Source organism: Enterovibrio paralichthyis, assembly GCF_019209835.1.
GTDB classification, from domain to species: Bacteria; Pseudomonadota; Gammaproteobacteria; order Enterobacterales; family Vibrionaceae; genus Enterovibrio; species Enterovibrio paralichthyis.
In genome coordinates, this window is record NZ_JAHUTS010000001.1 from 156,683 (window position 1) to 173,269 (window position 16,587).

Sequence of the window (16,587 nt, forward strand, 5' to 3'; positions counted from 1 at the left end):
AGGCTCACGCTCGTTTAAGTGGTTAGTGACGCACCACCTAGCGTTGCTAATCGACTAGGTCAGAGGTGATGTGGGATGAAAACAATGCTAAAAATCAATCATTGACGTCGTAGTCGCTTATATGTTTTTTTCACTAAGTGCTTCATTGAGCCAATTATTTAGCACTCCATGAGCGAATCCAAAAAAGGTATTCGCTGAAATCGGCAGATCTTCGGCTGACCAAGTAGCCCCAAGAGAATGAGTTGCCAACCCCAGCATCCCCTTCTCAGATGGAGGCATATCCTTTTCTGTCTGATCTGGTGAGCTACATAAAGGAGCAGGAAACGGAATGCCTCCATGCAATGCACTGGAACGATAGCCGTAAAGTTTAGTTAAAATCTCTCTGAAGCTTGTCTTTGACCACTTTATTTGAGCCCACACTCTAGGTCTCTCACTGGGAGCCTTTGGCATGTATTTCAAACAAAACTTTACGAACTTATTGGTAGCACCGAGTGACTTTTCTACATGCTTTGCAACTAAGTTGCATAGTTCCTCACCGCCTCTGGCTTCCAACTCTTTATACAGATCTGGTTTGCTAGCCTTAAGTTTCGTCGATGGCGAATAAACTGTATTGTCCCAATAATTGGCAGCAGTTTCTAACGCGGAGATCATCATTAACCATGCTTGCTCAGGTTCACTTTCAACCATCCACAATGCCTCTTGATACATCCTTGCACTGCGAATTAATGCCACATAGTGTTCTTCATCTAGTTCGTGTAACTTACCAAAGCAGAAAGCGCTGGTAATGTTAACCGTTTTGATTGCTGTTGGAACGATCGGTTTTGTTGATCTAGCTACATAACTTGGAGCCATTTTATCTGACGCACGTGGTGTCCCTAAAGGGTCTGAATGATAGCCCCCGAACTCTCTTGCCACTCCTCCAGCCTTAACACGAATTCCTAATGTTAATGACATTAGTGCAGCAATTTCATCTGGAGCCCACCCGCCATGATATGACGAACTGTCAGTAGCCAAATCGTAGTTGCGGTCAACCGTCAAATACCATTCTATGCGCAACATCATAGCTTCGGCTATCTGACCGCTAATTCGGTGCCTCGGGACTAAATTCAATATGCTATACGGTACTGACTTGGCTAGGAATTCCCCAGTAATATAACTATCTGTGAAAAGTGGCACCTCAAAAATTGAGTATGGCTTGGCTCCATTTTGTTTAGATAAGTGCAAATTCCAATATGATTGAATGCCGCCAGTTTTGTTCAAGTTACACTCCAATGTTAACAACGTAAGCTAACGCTACTTAGACCACTCTTAATCCCTACATACTGCTTCCTTTTATTTTATAGTTCAATTTAAATCAATTATTTACCTTCAGCCCTTGGGGGCTCGCTCATGGATGCCTAATTTATACATGTGCAGCATTCTCATAACTTTTAGTGGGGGTGTAAGTCAACTGTATGTGTATGAGAATTTGTTCTAACCAGTTTTGGGGGATTAACGCCCCATACCAGGTCGAGCTGACCCGACTAGAGGCAAAACCAACCCCATCCTAACCTTCCCCTTGAAAAGGGGAAGGGACTAAAAGCTGGAGGCGTATTTAAGTTCTTATGTGGACAGACACTATAAGTAAGTTCTTATGTGGACAGACACTATAAGAAAAGCACAAATCTGTCATTTTCATCATTTCGAAACCCCGTTCTAACTCTCGGTAATCTGAGCTGAAATCATTTCGCGGCCACGCTACTTTCAAATGATTGTGAATCTTCATACATGACGGCAGGCAGAATGACTAAAGCACGTTCATCCCTTATCTCCATTGACGCCACGCCTTATTATCATTGCGTGTCACGCTGTGTGCGTCGTTCTTTTCTCTGTGGTGTTGATGAATCTGCGGGAAAGAGTTTTGAGCATCGCCGTGGATGGATAGAGAAGCGGCTTTTGGCGCTTTCTCAGGCTTTCTGCGTTGATGTGTGTGCGTACGCCATTATGAGCAATCACTACCACGTTGTGCTGCACATCAATACCGACAAAGCGAATGCACTATCGCCTTTGGAAGTTGCAGAGCGGTGGTTGGCGTTTCATCAAGGGCCAACTTTAATCCAACGTTGGTTGCAAGGTGGTGAACTGTCAGACGCTGAAACAGCCCGTTGCCTTGAAATAGTGGAATGCTGGCGTGGACGCTTAACCTCCATCAGTTGGTTTATGCGGCTCCTTAATCAGCATATTGCGGTGGAAGCCAATCGGGAAGATGAGTGCACTGGGCATTTCTGGGAGGGGCGGTTTAAAAGCCAGGCGTTATTGGACGAAAAGGCGTTGGCTGCTGCGATGGCCTACGTTGATTTGAATCCCGTTCGTGCCGCTATCGCAGAGACGCCAGAACAATCAGAACACACTTCCGTCAAAGCTCGAATCGAAGTACTTAGGAAAGAACAAGCAACTGCGCCTTTTCTGTTTCCTTTTGTCGGCAACCCAAGAGAAAAGATGCCTGCTGGACTGCCATTCCGGCTGATGGATTACCTCGAATTGGTTGAATGGACTGGACGGCAACTTCGCGATGACAAATTTGGTCATATTGATAAGGCATTGCCGCCCCTACTCGAACGATTAGGTTTAGAGCCTGACAGCTGGCTTGATACCTGCACACGCATTGAGCGTGGAAATATCATTGGCACGCAAACGTCTATTCAAGCCGCCCTTCCTCATCTCAAACGACGTCGGATATCTGGGCTGCGATTGCCCGACCACTGATTCGAATCCGCTAGCTAGCTCAAAAACACGATCAGACAGACGTCTGAGCCTTGTGCTTTCTTCAATTCGCAAACTGTCCGTTATATTCCCCATCACGCTGAAAAATGAACTCAAATAGATAGCCTTAGGGATTAAAAACACTCGTTGAGGCAGCTTCAAGCTCTCTTGTTTTTGAAGTGCCTGTCCCATGTTTCTTTTTGTATGGACAGCGACATCCTGTTGATGGACGAACCTTTCTCGGCACTGGACCCGCTTATCCGAAACCAGCTTCAGGACGAACTGTTAGAACTTCAACGCAAGCTCAACAAAACCATCCTGTTTGTCAGCCACGATTTGGATGAAGCGCTGAAGATAGGCACCAATATCGCCATTATGGAATCCGGCAAGATCATCCAGCACGGCAAACCGGAAGACATCGTTCTGCGCCCTGAAACCCAATATGTCGAAGACTTTGTCGCCCATACCAATCCACTAAATGTGCTGCGCGGCCGTTCGCTGATGACATCGCTCAGCGACCTCGAAAAAGAGGGCAATGCGCTGGTGCTCAACAAGCACGAAAACACCAAGCTGATTGTCGATGACAATGGCGAACTGCAAGGTGCAATGCGCGGCGCGCAAGCGCTGGAGATTATCCAGTGGCAGGAAAAAGGGGAGATCTCATCGCTGTCGAAAGATGCAGTGGTAATGGCGAATGCCGATATCTCAATGCGCAACGCACTGGAAATACGCTATCAAACCGGATTGCCGCTGTTGCTCACCGATAATGAAAAAGTGGTCGGCGTGCTGTCAGACAATGATTTCTATCATGCGCTGCTAGGGAAGCATTTTTCGCAGGCGGCTTGAAGGGAACGTGCTCTTGGTTCTTTCCCCTTTTTAAGGGGGAGGTTAGAAGGGGGTTTTGGCTCTTTGCGCGTGCGAATTGGAAAGGGAAAAGAGTGACCTAGAGTTGGTGCTCAAAGCGTCTATTTCGCATAATTTCATATTGGGAAAAGCAAAGTAGACGACTTTGTTGTTCGGGAGCATTGGCTGCTAGCGCAGCCAACAGAAAGCTATTGCCTATTGACCGGAGAAGGGCTCATATGTGTTAGGCTTTACCCTTTTATTTGCCACGTATTTTTCTTAATCGACATTTCCTTATAGCCTGCATTTTCAAAAAATTGCTTAACTGCATGAGCTGCGGTTACCAATACAGATGCTGATGGATTATCCTCGGCTTGGAAAAAAATCAAATCCTCTTTGCTCATTGATTCAATAATGTACGTTGGGGTGAATGAGTTAAATACTTCATAAGCAGAATGAAGTAAGGATCGGTCATCACAATGAATTTCCATAAAAAGATCTCGATCATCATCGTAAACATAAACACAAGCGTTATATAGCCTAGAGTTCAAACGCCCTAAATTATCGTTAACCATTTTTATTTCTATTAGAGAATCCAAATCTCGATATATCTCAAACTCAACAAGGTTTATATCAAATTTTTCTTTCGCCAATTCAATAGCCGCATCAATTGACATGACACTCATATAGCCAGTTTCGACCAAAGAACTACTTGTTCCCAAGCTCTCCGTAACTAAGCCAAGAGCAATACCGGACTTCGTTAGAGCAACACCTCCACTAAATCCACCTCTAGCCATAGTGGATAAGACAAAGTGTACGTATTCAGAATGTCGAACATCAATAACAGCATTAACTTGACCGCTAGCAACTACTTGATTTGGGGTTGTAGTGAAAGGTATCGGAGGATAACCAATTACCAACGCATCCGTTAATATGAACTCATTGTCTTGTATTTCATGTGATGTGTGTGAGCCCAATTGAACTTTAGGTAAAAATTCGTCAACTAACTCAACTCGGAATACTGCAACATCTTCAGAGGCATGCTCGTAAGGACCCTCGATTATCTCTAAGATCCGAGGATTGATATGGTATGTATTCTGATTAACCTCATCACTATCTCTAGTTACTTCAACTCTCTTAGTTGTGGCGACTTCTACAATCGTTTGGGACTCAATAACATGCTTCGCTGTAACAAAGATCCCATCACCAATATGAAAAGCTGAACCGATGCCAGCAGTTCCATCAGCGTTCTCTACAGAAACATAAGCGACAGCCCCTGCATACTGTGCATATAGCTGTTGTAACTCTGTTATATTATTCTCGTAAGTCAATTTATACCTCGTAAAAGCCTAACAATTTATTAGATCCCAAAGTGGGGTAATTAAACACCCCACTTTGGGATTTTTCGTACACACGCCGGACACTTGTACTTAGCATAAGCGCATGTTTTGAATAGAGTATCATCATACTCCACAAAATCACGAACGAGAAAATACGACAAAAAGTGGGGTATTTTCTCCACACCTCACCACTGGATTAGAAAATCTATGGAAATATCTCGATATGAGAATGATGACGTTAGCTTTCGCCAACATGGAACGGAGCATGAACGGGCATAGTAGACCGACCTGACACAAGTAGGAGCAAAACCAACCCCATCCTAACCTTCCCCTTGAAAAGGGGAAGGGACTAAAAAGCTGGAGGCGTATTCAGGCTTTTGGGGTACGTTCGCATCAGAAACGTCACTTGAAATCCCAATCTCAAATCATCTTCACTTTCCATTTTGCCCGTCTACCGCCCTACAGTTTTTACTGCGCACCATGATGAGAGATAAGGAGTGCCGGAGTGTATCGTATCTCTGAGTTGGCAGAGCAGTTTAGAAGTGCCTGTCCCAAGTTCCACCTGTCCCAAGTTCCAGCGTTTGAACATTGGCTTACAAAGAAAGTACTACGCCCCGCGTAATTCCAAAAATGCACTCATCACTTCCGAATTCGCTTTGATGCGTTGATCCAGTGGCATCTGTCCCGGCGTTTCACTGCAGCAACCAACTGAGGCGCTTCGGCGCACCAGAAATGACTCGAAAGAGCTATCGTAGTGATTGAAAATTACCCCGTCTTTCACTGGGCAATCATCAATGTCGCCATCTTTGGCGATAGGAAAGTATTGACCGAGTACATCCCGTAAACGGTGGCTGAAATGCCCCGGCGATTGCTCTGGTTCAAACGTGTAGACATAGGTTTCTGTCATCAGCACATCTTCATGGCATGTAAGAATGCCATCGCGACTCAGCTCAGAGAGCATAGCGGCATTTTCCAGTAACACTTTGCCTTCAAATGAGGTGTCATTACCCACTTTAGGCTTATCGTTTTCGATATAAAAACCGCGGTTAGGGTTTTCGCCCAATTCGTTAAATCGGTGGCCATTGGCAAATCCGGTTGGATTCACCAGTGGCAACAAACTCAGATTGGCGCGTTTAAACATACGCTCGTCCAGCTGCGCGAGAAGATACAGCAATCCCCAAGGGCCGGCAGATTCTTCACCGTGAAAACCGGTGCTGATAAGAAGGTTTGGACGTTCAGGGTGGTGCTGAGGCGATTGCATCAACCAAATTGGATAGCCCGCGGCGTCAGCAAGTTTTGTTGCACTCAAACCCAGGCGGTTTCTTTCTTGTTCAAGCAAAGAATAAAAACGGTGAATATCCGTGCTGCTGCAATTGAAAATGTCACTGTGCCAGACAAACGTTTCAAACGGAGAGCGGCTCATTAATCACATCCTTGTAATGACAAATATAAATGGAAAAGAGAGACAGCCTACCAGTATCGTCAAGAAAATACATGCTGCTCAGAGGGTTGGACGACTTGAATTCCCAGTATTGTTGGTCTGAATATTTACTGGGTTTTACGCTGTTATACATCGCCTGACCTTTCTTTACTTTCCGCTCGCTACGATACGCTTATCCTTCCTGCGGAATAAAAACGATGAACAAAACACTCCAACCCGTTTGGCTCTCACTGGGTATCCTTTCTGTAATGTGGCTTGTGGCAGAGCCAGATCTCTTTGGCTCGACACAGTTTTTTCAATGGCGCGCGGCAATAATCCAGTATTCAGGGATTATCGCGGTTGTCCTAATGTCGCTGACCATGGTGCTGGCATTGCGCTTACCTTTTATTGAACAGTGGACAAGGGGGCTTGATAAGTCCTACCGAATCCACAAATGGCTGGGTATTGGTGGCGCGGCGCTGGGTGTGACGCATTGGCTTTGGTATCAGGTTCCTAAATGGTTAGTGGCTGCGGGTTGGTTGAACCGTCCTGCCCGCAGCGCCGGCGCCAGTAATGCTGTGTTGCCCCAGTGGCAGGAGTGGTTGCTGCAGATTCGTGAGCCAGCGCTGGAGATTGGTGAAAAGGGGTTCTACCTGCTGCTGGTTCTGGTGGTGGTGTCATTGTGGGCTGCGGTGAAATACAAGCCTTTCAAATTCTCTCATCGTTTGATGGCAGCGGCATATTTGATGGTCGCCTTCCATTCGGCGCTGTTAATGAAAGTCAGCTACTACAGTCAGCCGATCGGAATGGTTACCTTGGCGATCATCGCCCTGGGATCAATGGCTGCGTTTTACAGTTTATTGGGATTGGTGGGGCGGCATCGTCGTGTGGCTGCGACTGTCAGCAATAGCAGGTATTTTGCAGATTCCCGTACCCTGATGCTGACGCTGCGCCCAGACGGAAAGTGGGCAGGTCATAAAGCCGGTCAATTTGCTTATTTACGTGTGGCGGGTGAGGAGCCACATCCATTCACTATTGTGTCTTCGCCGGAGGAAGCAGAAATCCGATTTCTGATAAAAGAGCTTGGTGACTTTACCAATGGCCTGCATAAGCGTGTGGCCGCAGGGGATAAGGTGGAGCTGGAAGGCCCTTACGGAAAGCTGAGTTTTGATTTCGAGCAGCCGCAAATCTGGATAGCGGGCGGGGTGGGCATTGCGCCTTTCCTGTCAGCGCTGTCGGTAAGAAAAAGCACGCAGCAAGGTGATGCTGCAACCAACACGCAGCCGGTACATCTTTACTATTGTACCCATGGTCATGATGAAATCTTGGAACAAGAGCTGGCCCAGCTTTGCGAACAACATGGTATGACGCTGACCATCGTCAATAGCAAGTGCGACAAGTTGTTGAATGTTAATCAGCTTCAGCATGATCATGCGACATTAAACAAACAACAGGTTTATTTCTGTGGTCCAAAGGCGTTTTCCCGCTCACTGCGGGAAGGGCTGAGTCGCATCGGTATGGATGTGGGCAAGCAATTTCACCAAGAGTTGTTTGATATGCGATAACCACTTGGAGATATCTGAGGCAAATTTCCTGCTCACTACTCCAAGCCTTCAATTTTAAACGAGCGCCAGTGTATACGGCGCTTTTTGTTTGTCTCATCCTCAAAATACATTTGACCTGTCTACTACTCTACAGTTTATGCTGCGCACCATGATGAGAGATAAGGAGTGCCGGGGTGTATCGTATCTCTGAGTTGGCAGAGCGGGTGGGGCTTTCCCGTACCACGCTGCTGTACTACGAAAAAATTGGCCTGATCAAAGGCAAGCGGCTGGAAAATAGCTATCGCATGTATAGCGATAAAGATCTTCAGCGCCTCAAACTGATTCAGCAACTTCAGGCGGGTGGGTTGACGCTGAAAGAGTGTCAGGCTTGCTTAGATGCCAAAGTTGACCGCGAATTGCTGCAAGGAAGGCTGAAAACCTTGGATGACGAAATCGCACAGAAACAGCGTTCGCGCAATTTGCTTGCGGCGCTGTTGGGCGAAGGTGACACCAAAGCTTGGCATACCGAGGCGGGTAAGAGCGCGCCGGATGCGCATCTGGAGTGGTTAATAAAGCAGGGCTTCAATGAAAAAGAGGCGCTGCGGTTGAAGTGGTTATCTAAGAACATGAACGAACACGACCAATACATGGCGGATTTCATGCACGTTTTCAACGCGCTGGATCGCTGGGGGCCTGGCTCGGAAGAAGACACGCTACGCGCCTTGGGAGCGGTGCCTTTTAAACCAGAAAACATTCTGGAAATCGGCTGCGGCCGGGGCATTGCAACCACAGTGCTTGCACAAAATACGGATGCCAAGATCACGGCACTGGATAACGAAACCACTGCGCTGGCGAGGATGATGGAACGCGCCACACAAGCCGGTGTGGCAGATAGGATTGAGACTGTCTGCGCCAGCATGACCGATATCCCGCTTGAAAAAGGTCAGTTTGATCTGATTTGGGCAGAAGGCAGTGCCTATGTGATGGGCGTGAATAACGCATTGAAGCAATGGCGTTCTTTGCTGTCAGGTAATGGCGTATTGGTGCTGAGCGACATGGTATGGTCTGTGGAATCACCCAATCCGGCAATCCAAGAATTTTTGGCTGGGGAATATCCCGACCTGACGACCGCAGCGGTGCGCATTGAACAGGCAAAAGCTGCTGGTTATGCGGTGCTTGATACCTTCACCATGAGTAAAGAGGCATGGGACGCCTATTACACGCCGCTGGGCGAGCGCGTGTCTGAACTTGAAACAAGCATGCCGGATTCGGCGGCATTAAATGAAATTAAACGCGAAGTAGCCTTGATGACGGCTTACTTCGGTGAAGTGAACTACCAACTGTTTATCCTGGCGAAAGCAAAGTAAGACTATGTCCCTTAAAGAGCAGCCAGAAATAGGAAATGATTGTGGAATTTAAACAATACGACGCAGCACAGCTGCAAGAGATCAAAACCCTTTTCCAAAACACATTCACTGACTCAGAAGGTGAAGCGGAAGGCAAAATGGTCAGCGAGCTGGCCTACGAAGCACTGACAACCACAGACAGCCAAGACCTCTACGGTTTTGTTGCGATGGACGGCGAAACACTGGCAGGCAGCATCGTGTTTACACGCCTGATGCCAGCAAACGGCGCGAAGGCGTTTCTGCTTTCACCTGTGGCTGTAGCAACGTCTTACCAAAAACAAGGCGTTGGCAGCGCGCTGATAAACGCGGCTTTGGACGTACTGAAAAGCGAAGGCGTTGAACTGGTGTTTACTTACGGTGACCCGAATTACTACGGCCGCGTCGGCTTTAAGCAAATCAGTGAAGACGTGGTCAAAGCGCCTTGCAAACTGAGCTTCCCGGAAGGGTGGTTGGGTCAATCTCTGGTGAGTAAAGAGATTGAAGCTATCGCAGGTGAAACGGGTTGTGTAGCGGCAATGAACAAACCAGAAATCTGGTAATTGCACTAAACCCACTGAAATGAAAAAGCCTCCCAAAGCGTTTGTTGCTGAGGGAAGCTTTTATTGATCTCTCGTTTGGTGCTGCGCCCACTTAGGCTTCGGGGTTTTCCTTCGCGTTAATGTCTGCGTAAGTGTGCAGAAGTTCAGTCAGGGTATTCACCCAGCCAAAGATGTCTTTCGGCATGTTTTGCAGCAGTTTCTCAACGTGTTCGCAGTGGGTTTCCAGCGAAATGGCTTCCTCCAGACGGAACGAGATCGCATAGAAATGCCACAGCACCAGACGGGTCATGCGTTCGCTGTTTTGCTTGGCGTTTTCAGAATCATCAAACGCTTGCTGGATTTCGTACAGTGCGATGGCGGTCATACGCAACATAGCATCGAGTCTTGCAGACAACGCACGCTCTTCGCTATCGACTTCTTCCTGCTCAAAAGTGAAAATTTCACTCATCACATCTTCTGGCACCATTCGGCTGATAATGCGGGCGCTGAACTCTTCCAGTTCATGGCGTGGCATGGTGACAAGACATTCAAAGGTGTAATCACGAGACATTGGGGCACTCTACATCGGTATAAATTTCAATGGCCGCATTCTAAGGGCTCTGATGCCATTTGGCACCCGTTTCTTGAGTTGTCTCTCAATGAAGCAGAGTTTAGAGCAAGGGAAGCAGGGTTCTGTCTGTAGTAATCAACGCAATCTACTGGCTGGAGTCCAGACACACAGCCAGCAAATTGGGGCTAATTAATGCCGAGCGTGGTGAGGTCACGAACCTTTTGCTCTTCGACATGCTGGAAGTAGTCCCTGTCTTCAATCAGGATGTGCATGATCAGCCAGTCTGTCAGGAAGTGTTTCATCTTCTCGGGTTGGTCAATCAAACGCTCTCCCACAATCTCATACTGTGTTTCCCACACTTCGAAGATTTGGGTGATCAGTCGCTGATGCTGGGCTTTGTGATGCATCACTTTATCTTCGGGATACCCAATTTCTTCAAGCATCTTTTCTTCACGGCGAAAGTGTTGTTCGGCGTAGCGCACCAGCTTATTGAGCGTTTCAAATACTACAGCCTCTGAATCGCCATGGCGGATGTTGTCATAGAACTTGTTGGCAATTTCAAACAGCACTTTATGCTCGGCGTCTATCTCAGGTACGCCGGATTCGAAGATTTTTGACCACACAATAAACTTTGTTGCCATTTCATCACTCACTGCAATCCATACAATCCCTTGACTTTAATATGTTTATTAATTGTTGGGAATGATAGCCGTCACGAATGTGTGGCTTGGTAGTGAGCATTCTTGGTTTGGTCTTCTATTCTTTGCTTCAACCTCCAATCTCCAATCTCCAATCTCCAATCTCCTTCTCTTGTCTTCCATCTCTTATCTCAAATCTTTCCCTCTTCATTTCCCGTTTCAATAAAAACAGCAATAACCAAGATTTTAAGCTGGTTAAATAATGTCTCTTATGAGTTCAAAATATAATCACAGAAAAGGAATGAGAGCGTCACATGATTAATTAAATCTGACTTTAAAATAATCAAACGCGAAATATTTAGTTACATTGTGGGTGAGAAATAATCTAGCCCGAATTTTTTGTGGCAGGGCATTTATTCACCTTGTGGATGTAATTCTGTTTATTGTGTGAGGAGCGCCCGAATAGTCTGTGTTGTGTAATTTGTTAACGCTATGTTTTTAAATGATCGAAAAATAATCTGATTTTAGCGTGGGAAAACGATTGCTTTCCGTTTTTCGTAAGTTTTCGTTCAGGAAAGTTAATATTTTTGAGATTCCATCTTGTTTGTGAGATTTAATTCATATACTGTCCGCTCCGCCTGAAAGTGGTATTTTTTAAGGACAGAAAATGAATAAGAAAGTATTAGCGGTGGTTTTGTCTTCTCTGGTAGCGGGCACTGCTCAAGCTGCAACCATTTATAAAAATGATAATGGCGACAACATTAAACTTTATGGTGGTGCAGAAGTTGGTGGCACATTTGTTTCTGACACTGACAAAACGCCGTTTGGTACAGATACAACCTACGTTGATCAATCTTTCGCAACGATCGGCCTGAAAGGTCAAACCGGTGGTTTCTACGGTAAGTTCGAAGTTGATGCAGAGCGTCAGGACTGGACCCGTGACAACAACCTGCGTCTGGTTATCGACAAACTGATGGTAGGTTTTAACTTCAACGAACACCACGCTTTGGAGTTCGGCCGTACGGATACTGCGTACGACAAAGTTGATTCATTCGGTGATCTGTCTAACGAACTGTCTACCGGCATTTCTGAAGCAGGTGACCAGGACAACACCATTCGCTACATCGGTGACTTCGGTAAGATCAAACTGTCTGTATCCCACTCACTGGAAGGTTGGGATGGCGAAACAACAAAGGGCAACCAGCCTGTGCAATACAGCTACGTGACTGACTCTCTGTACGGCGCGGTAACCAACGGTTACATCGGCTACTACGGTGAGACGTTCACGGTGATCCTGGCGGGTGAAACCGGTGACGAAACCAAGATCTACTCTGCACACGCAGAAGCGAAATTCGGTGATTTCACACTGGGCGGCCTGGTGTTTGACCAAACCAAGAACTTCAATGGCGGCACAGACACTAACACCTTCGCGGCAAACATTGGCGGTAAATACGCGCTGAATGAAAAAACCAACCTGATCGCGACTTTCAACTACGAAGACATTGAAGGTGCTGAAGATCAAAACATCTTCGGTGTGTTTGGTGCGGACTACATGTACGCCAAGAACATCAAGCTGGCAGCAGAAGTGGCAGCGGGTGACGTGATGGATAACGGTGAATCAGGCGCGCTGTTCTTCGCGAAAGCCTTCTACTGGTTCTAATCACTTTCCTTTCGAATTAACGCAGCCTCCCAAAATGGGGGGCTTCTTTTCAACGCTTTGAGGCAATGATGAAAAAAAGAAACCTTGCGCTGTCCCTGCTGGCGACCTCTGTATTGGCAGGCTGTGCAGCAAGCAACAACAACGCTCCAGCATGGGAGCAGGATAAGTCTTACGACATCACCATCATCCACACGAACGATAACCACGGTAACTTTTGGCAGAATGGCAATGGTGAACTGGGCATGGCAGCTCGCGCCACACTGGTGAAGCAAATCCGTGAAGAAGTGGAAAAAGCAGGTGGTTCAGTGCTTCTGCTGTCTGGCGGTGACATCAACACCGGTGTGCCAGAATCAGACCTGCAGGATGCAGAGCCAGATTTCCTTGGCATGAACATGATCGGTTACGATGCAATGGCCGTTGGTAACCACGAATTCGACAACCCACTTGATGTGCTGGCAAAGCAAGTTGAGTGGGCAAACTTTCCATTCCTGGCAGCGAACATCTACCAAGATGGCAAACGTATGTTTGCGCCGTACAAGATTTTCGAAAAGCAGGGCGTGAAAATCGCTGTTATCGGTCTGACGACTGAAGACACGGCGAAGATCGGTAACCCTGAGTTCATTGCACAAGTGGACTTTACTGACCCTAAAGAAGAAGCAAAAAAAGTGATTGCCGAGCTTAAGCGCGATCACAACCCGGACGTCATCATTGCCGCGACGCACATGGGTCACTATGCAGACGGTAACCACGGTTCAAATGCACCGGGTGATGTGCTGCTGGCACGCTACCTGAACGAAGGCGATCTGGACATGATCGTTGGCGGTCACTCGCAAGAGCCTGTGTGTATGGAAGGCGAAAACCAATACGCTGACTTCAAACCTGGCGACGAATGTAAGCCTGATGTCCAAAACGGTACGACCATTGTTCAGGCGCATGAGTGGGGTAAATACGTAGGCCGTGCAGACTTCACCTTTAAGAATGGTGAGTTTGAGCTGAAATCTTACGACTTGATCCCAGTTAACCTGAAGAAAAAAGTTGAAGTAGACGGCAAGCAAGTGCGCGTGTTTATCCAAGATGAAATCGCGCAGGATCAAGAGGTTTACAACACCCTGAAGCCATTCAAAGAGAAAGGCCAGGCGGCATTGGAAATCGTTATCGGCAACACCAACGGTGCGCTGATCGGTGAGCGTAGCATTGTACGTAACAACCAGACCAACCTGGGCCGTCTGATTGCTGAATCGCACAAAGAACGCGCGAAAGCAGACTTTGCGGTAATGAACTCTGGTGGCGTGCGTGCGTCTATCGAAGCGGGCGATGTTTCATACAAAGACGTGCTGAAAGTTCAGCCATTTGGCAATATCCTGACTTACGTGGATATGTCAGGCGCTGAAATTCAGGACTACCTGGATGTTGTGGGTACCAAAACCAAAGACTCTGGTGCCTACGCGCAGTTCGCGGGTGTGAGCATGACGGTTGAAGCAGACAAAGTCAGCAACGTGAAGATTAACGGTGAAGCGCTGGACCCAGCAAAAACTTACCGTTTCACCATCCCTTCATTCAACGCGGCAGGCGGTGACGGTTACCCGAAAATCTCTACCCACCCAGCGTTTGTGAACACTGGCTATGTTGATGCGGAAGTGCTGAAAGAGTACATCCAGAAGCACTCCCCAATCGACGTAAACAAGTTCGAGCCAAACGGCGAGATCACTTACAAGTAAATCCTGAAGCCCGCTGCAACGCGGGCTTTCTTCTTTTAATGGCCGGGATATGACACGGATTTCAACGTTTCCCTTTGGGATCTGGGTTGGAATTCAATTTTTCCCCGCTTCTCTGCACATGGCTAATCGACACACTGCGTGTTGAACCACAGGCAGGGAAGTCATGGATATGTACGCGGAAGAATATACGAAACGAGAAAAACTGATCCGACTGGGACTTATTGGCGCTATCGGGGCGGCAGTGGTCTTTTTTAGCGAATATTGGTTGTTTCCGTTGATAGAAGATTTTGCAGTGAAGCCGCACTGCTATCAGGTTTTCGATATTCAGATAGGCAAATATATCTGGTACTTAATCTTATGCGGCATACCGCTGAGCGTGTTTCTCCTGACATTGCCATTGATACCATTCGGCGTCCGTGGATTGCAGGATGGGCAATATCCACCGAAAGGCACCAAGGTTTATCGCAAAACCGCCATACGTTTTGGCGCCATGGCGACCCTTCAATCGTCCGTGCAAATCCTCATGCCACTGTTACTTTTCTGTTTGTCAGTGTGGGGCTATTTCCAGGCTGCTGCCTTGTCGCCCGTTGATCTCTGCCATTTAGACCCAGCTTTGTGCCAGCCATGATTTGTTTCGGTATACTTAAGGCCTCAAGCTTTACTCCTCATTGAGGCCGGATTATGGCTTACCGAAACACAGAAAAAGCAAAAAACGAAGCTGTCGAATGGGCGCTGACCCATGGCATGGCAATCAAACAAACCTCCGATTCTGCAAGGCATCCTGCCTTCACGCTGACACCAACAGCCATTGCACGTCCGCGATTTGAGAAACTCAAATCGTCCGTTCCTTTGCTGGCAAAGCTCATTCACGCTGCCTCCGAAGATGCCGGGTTTATTCAGGAAGCGATTGCCCCCATCACGTCAGGTGACATCTTCTTCAAAGCATTGCTGCAAATGCACAGCGAGATCCACCATGGGTCAGAACCCGCACGCCGTGTGCCGCTGCTGATTATGCGCAGTGACTTTATGGATGATGAAGCGTTGGGGCCGAAGCTGGTGGAGTTTAACGGCATTGCTGCGGGAATGGGCCCGTTTGGACAGCGCATTCATGAATTACACCGCTATTTGTCCGTCCAGTGGCCGACACCTTACAAAGAATGGGCAGGTTTTGATGCCGATGATTTTGTTGAAAACCTCGCTCTAAGCCGGTTGGCAGAAGGCATTGAACAGGCTGCGCGCCAAATAAAAAATCAGTTTGGTGATGAAGGGCGCCCAACGTTCTTGATGGTGGTACAAGACAACGAAGACAATGTTTACGACCAACACCTGCTGGAACATGCCCTGCAATCACGTGGTGTGAGAACCGTTCGCCGGACATTCCGAGAGCTTTACGACGGCCTGTCGACAGGTGAAGGGCACCGCCTGATGCTGGAGGGCATTGGTGCCATTGATTGTGTGTATCTGCGTGCCGGTTACCAATACAGTGACTATGTCGCCCATGACATTATCGGAAAAGCCTGCTGTGAAGCGCTGACCCAAACCCGCGTGATGATTGAAAAACACTGTGTGGCAGTCAATGCCACCGTCAGTCAGCAGTTGGCGACCAGCAAGCGAGTCCAAATGTTGCTTTCTTCCATGCCAGAGCAAGCATTGTCACGCTTTGGTCTTTCTCTGGAAGAAGCGCAAACCGTGAAGCACTTTCTGGGTGAGATGATTGCGGTAAACGAAAACAGCCAGAGCTGGATTGCGCAAAGACCACTGGATGAATGGGTATTGAAAAACCAAGGTGAGGGTGGGGGTCACTGCGTATTTGGCGAAGACATACCATCACGTCTGGGCAACCTGAATCCCAACCAGTATCAGGGCTGGTCATTGATGCGACGTTTACATCCTAAGCCGCGATCAGGCACCGCGTATTTGGTGAGAAAAGGCGAGATATATCCGGAAGACGACCTGATCAGCGAACTGGGATTATTTACCGTTCACGTTGGTGGCGAACCGGCCGTGGCGGAAGGGGGCTATGCCGGATATCTTATTCGCAGTAAATCCGCCAAGGTGACTGAGGGTGGGGTTCACAGTGGAATGGGGGCGTTGGATTCTCTGGTTTTCGGCCAGTAGGGTTCTTTAACTTTCCTGGTTTTACAGTGAGCTAGCGCGATAAAAATCTGCTTGTTCACGACATGTTGT

The 16,587-nt window shown here is 47.6% G+C and carries 13 protein-coding genes and 1 pseudogene; 9 read left to right on the forward strand and 5 right to left on the reverse strand.

The annotated features are described in order from the left end of the window. Positions 1 to 117: 117 nt before the first annotated feature. Positions 118 to 1,260, reverse strand: a complete 1,143-nt coding sequence (locus KU854_RS00650; RefSeq protein WP_218356573.1) for a hypothetical protein — start codon at positions 1,258 to 1,260, stop codon at positions 118 to 120. Positions 1,261 to 1,782: 522 nt separating this feature from the next. Between KU854_RS00650 and KU854_RS00655 the strand changes: the two genes are divergently transcribed. After that, positions 1,783 to 2,745 (forward strand): transposase, encoded by a 963-nt coding sequence (locus tag KU854_RS00655; RefSeq protein ID WP_218356574.1) that lies wholly within the window; start codon positions 1,783 to 1,785, stop codon positions 2,743 to 2,745. Between the two features lie 192 nt (positions 2,746 to 2,937). Next, positions 2,938 to 3,588, forward strand: a pseudogene (locus tag KU854_RS00660) (CBS domain-containing protein); the annotation flags it as partial. 248 nt (positions 3,589 to 3,836) lie between these two features. Here KU854_RS00660 and KU854_RS00665 read toward each other — a convergent pair. Beyond that, positions 3,837 to 4,916 (reverse strand): S1 family peptidase, encoded by a 1,080-nt coding sequence (locus KU854_RS00665; RefSeq protein ID WP_218356575.1) that lies wholly within the window; start codon positions 4,914 to 4,916, stop codon positions 3,837 to 3,839. A 616-nt stretch (positions 4,917 to 5,532) separates the two neighbouring features. Further along, a complete protein-coding gene (locus KU854_RS00670; protein ID WP_218356576.1) occupies positions 5,533 to 6,348 on the reverse strand; it encodes an N-acetyl-ornithine deacetylase in 816 nt (271 codons plus the stop codon). A gap of 215 nt (positions 6,349 to 6,563) precedes the next feature. Here KU854_RS00670 and KU854_RS00675 point away from each other — a divergent pair, with 215 nt between their 5' ends. The 3 genes from KU854_RS00675 (at position 6,564) to KU854_RS00685 (ending at position 9,834) form a co-directional block, all read left to right on the forward strand. Beyond that, the gene (locus KU854_RS00675) at positions 6,564 to 7,910 is read left to right on the forward strand and encodes a ferredoxin reductase family protein (RefSeq protein ID WP_218356577.1); all 1,347 of its coding nucleotides are present in this window, start codon (positions 6,564 to 6,566) and stop codon (positions 7,908 to 7,910) included. Positions 7,911 to 8,083: 173 nt separating this feature from the next. Beyond that, positions 8,084 to 9,256 carry a MerR family transcriptional regulator gene (locus KU854_RS00680; RefSeq protein ID WP_218356578.1) on the forward strand — a complete coding sequence of 391 codons (1,173 nt, stop codon included), beginning with the start codon at positions 8,084 to 8,086 and terminating at the stop codon, positions 9,254 to 9,256. A gap of 35 nt (positions 9,257 to 9,291) precedes the next feature. Further along, entirely contained in the window at positions 9,292 to 9,834 is a 543-nt protein-coding gene (locus tag KU854_RS00685) for a GNAT family N-acetyltransferase (RefSeq protein WP_218356579.1), read from the forward strand. Positions 9,835 to 9,925: 91 nt separating this feature from the next. Here the strand turns inward: KU854_RS00685 and KU854_RS00690 are convergent, their stop codons facing one another. Then, positions 9,926 to 10,384 (reverse strand): hypothetical protein, encoded by a 459-nt coding sequence (locus tag KU854_RS00690; RefSeq protein WP_054780453.1) that lies wholly within the window; start codon positions 10,382 to 10,384, stop codon positions 9,926 to 9,928. 185 nt (positions 10,385 to 10,569) lie between these two features. After that, positions 10,570 to 11,025: a bacteriohemerythrin gene (locus KU854_RS00695; protein ID WP_218356580.1), complete on the reverse strand. Its 456-nt coding sequence runs from the start codon at positions 11,023 to 11,025 to the stop codon at positions 10,570 to 10,572. 664 nt (positions 11,026 to 11,689) lie between these two features. Here KU854_RS00695 and KU854_RS00700 point away from each other — a divergent pair. From KU854_RS00700 to KU854_RS00715, 4 genes are all read left to right on the forward strand, one after another. Beyond that, on the forward strand, positions 11,690 to 12,682 hold the full coding sequence (locus tag KU854_RS00700) for a porin (RefSeq protein WP_218356581.1): 993 nt from the start codon (positions 11,690 to 11,692) through the stop codon (positions 12,680 to 12,682). A 68-nt stretch (positions 12,683 to 12,750) separates the two neighbouring features. Next, positions 12,751 to 14,400, forward strand: coding sequence for a bifunctional UDP-sugar hydrolase/5'-nucleotidase UshA (ushA, locus tag KU854_RS00705; protein ID WP_218356582.1), 1,650 nt, complete (start codon positions 12,751 to 12,753; stop codon positions 14,398 to 14,400). Between the two features lie 169 nt (positions 14,401 to 14,569). After that, positions 14,570 to 15,028 (forward strand): hypothetical protein, encoded by a 459-nt coding sequence (locus KU854_RS00710; RefSeq protein ID WP_218356583.1) that lies wholly within the window; start codon positions 14,570 to 14,572, stop codon positions 15,026 to 15,028. Positions 15,029 to 15,081: 53 nt separating this feature from the next. Beyond that, positions 15,082 to 16,518 (forward strand): glutathione synthase, encoded by a 1,437-nt coding sequence (locus tag KU854_RS00715; protein WP_218356584.1) that lies wholly within the window; start codon positions 15,082 to 15,084, stop codon positions 16,516 to 16,518. Positions 16,519 to 16,587 lie beyond the last annotated feature (69 nt).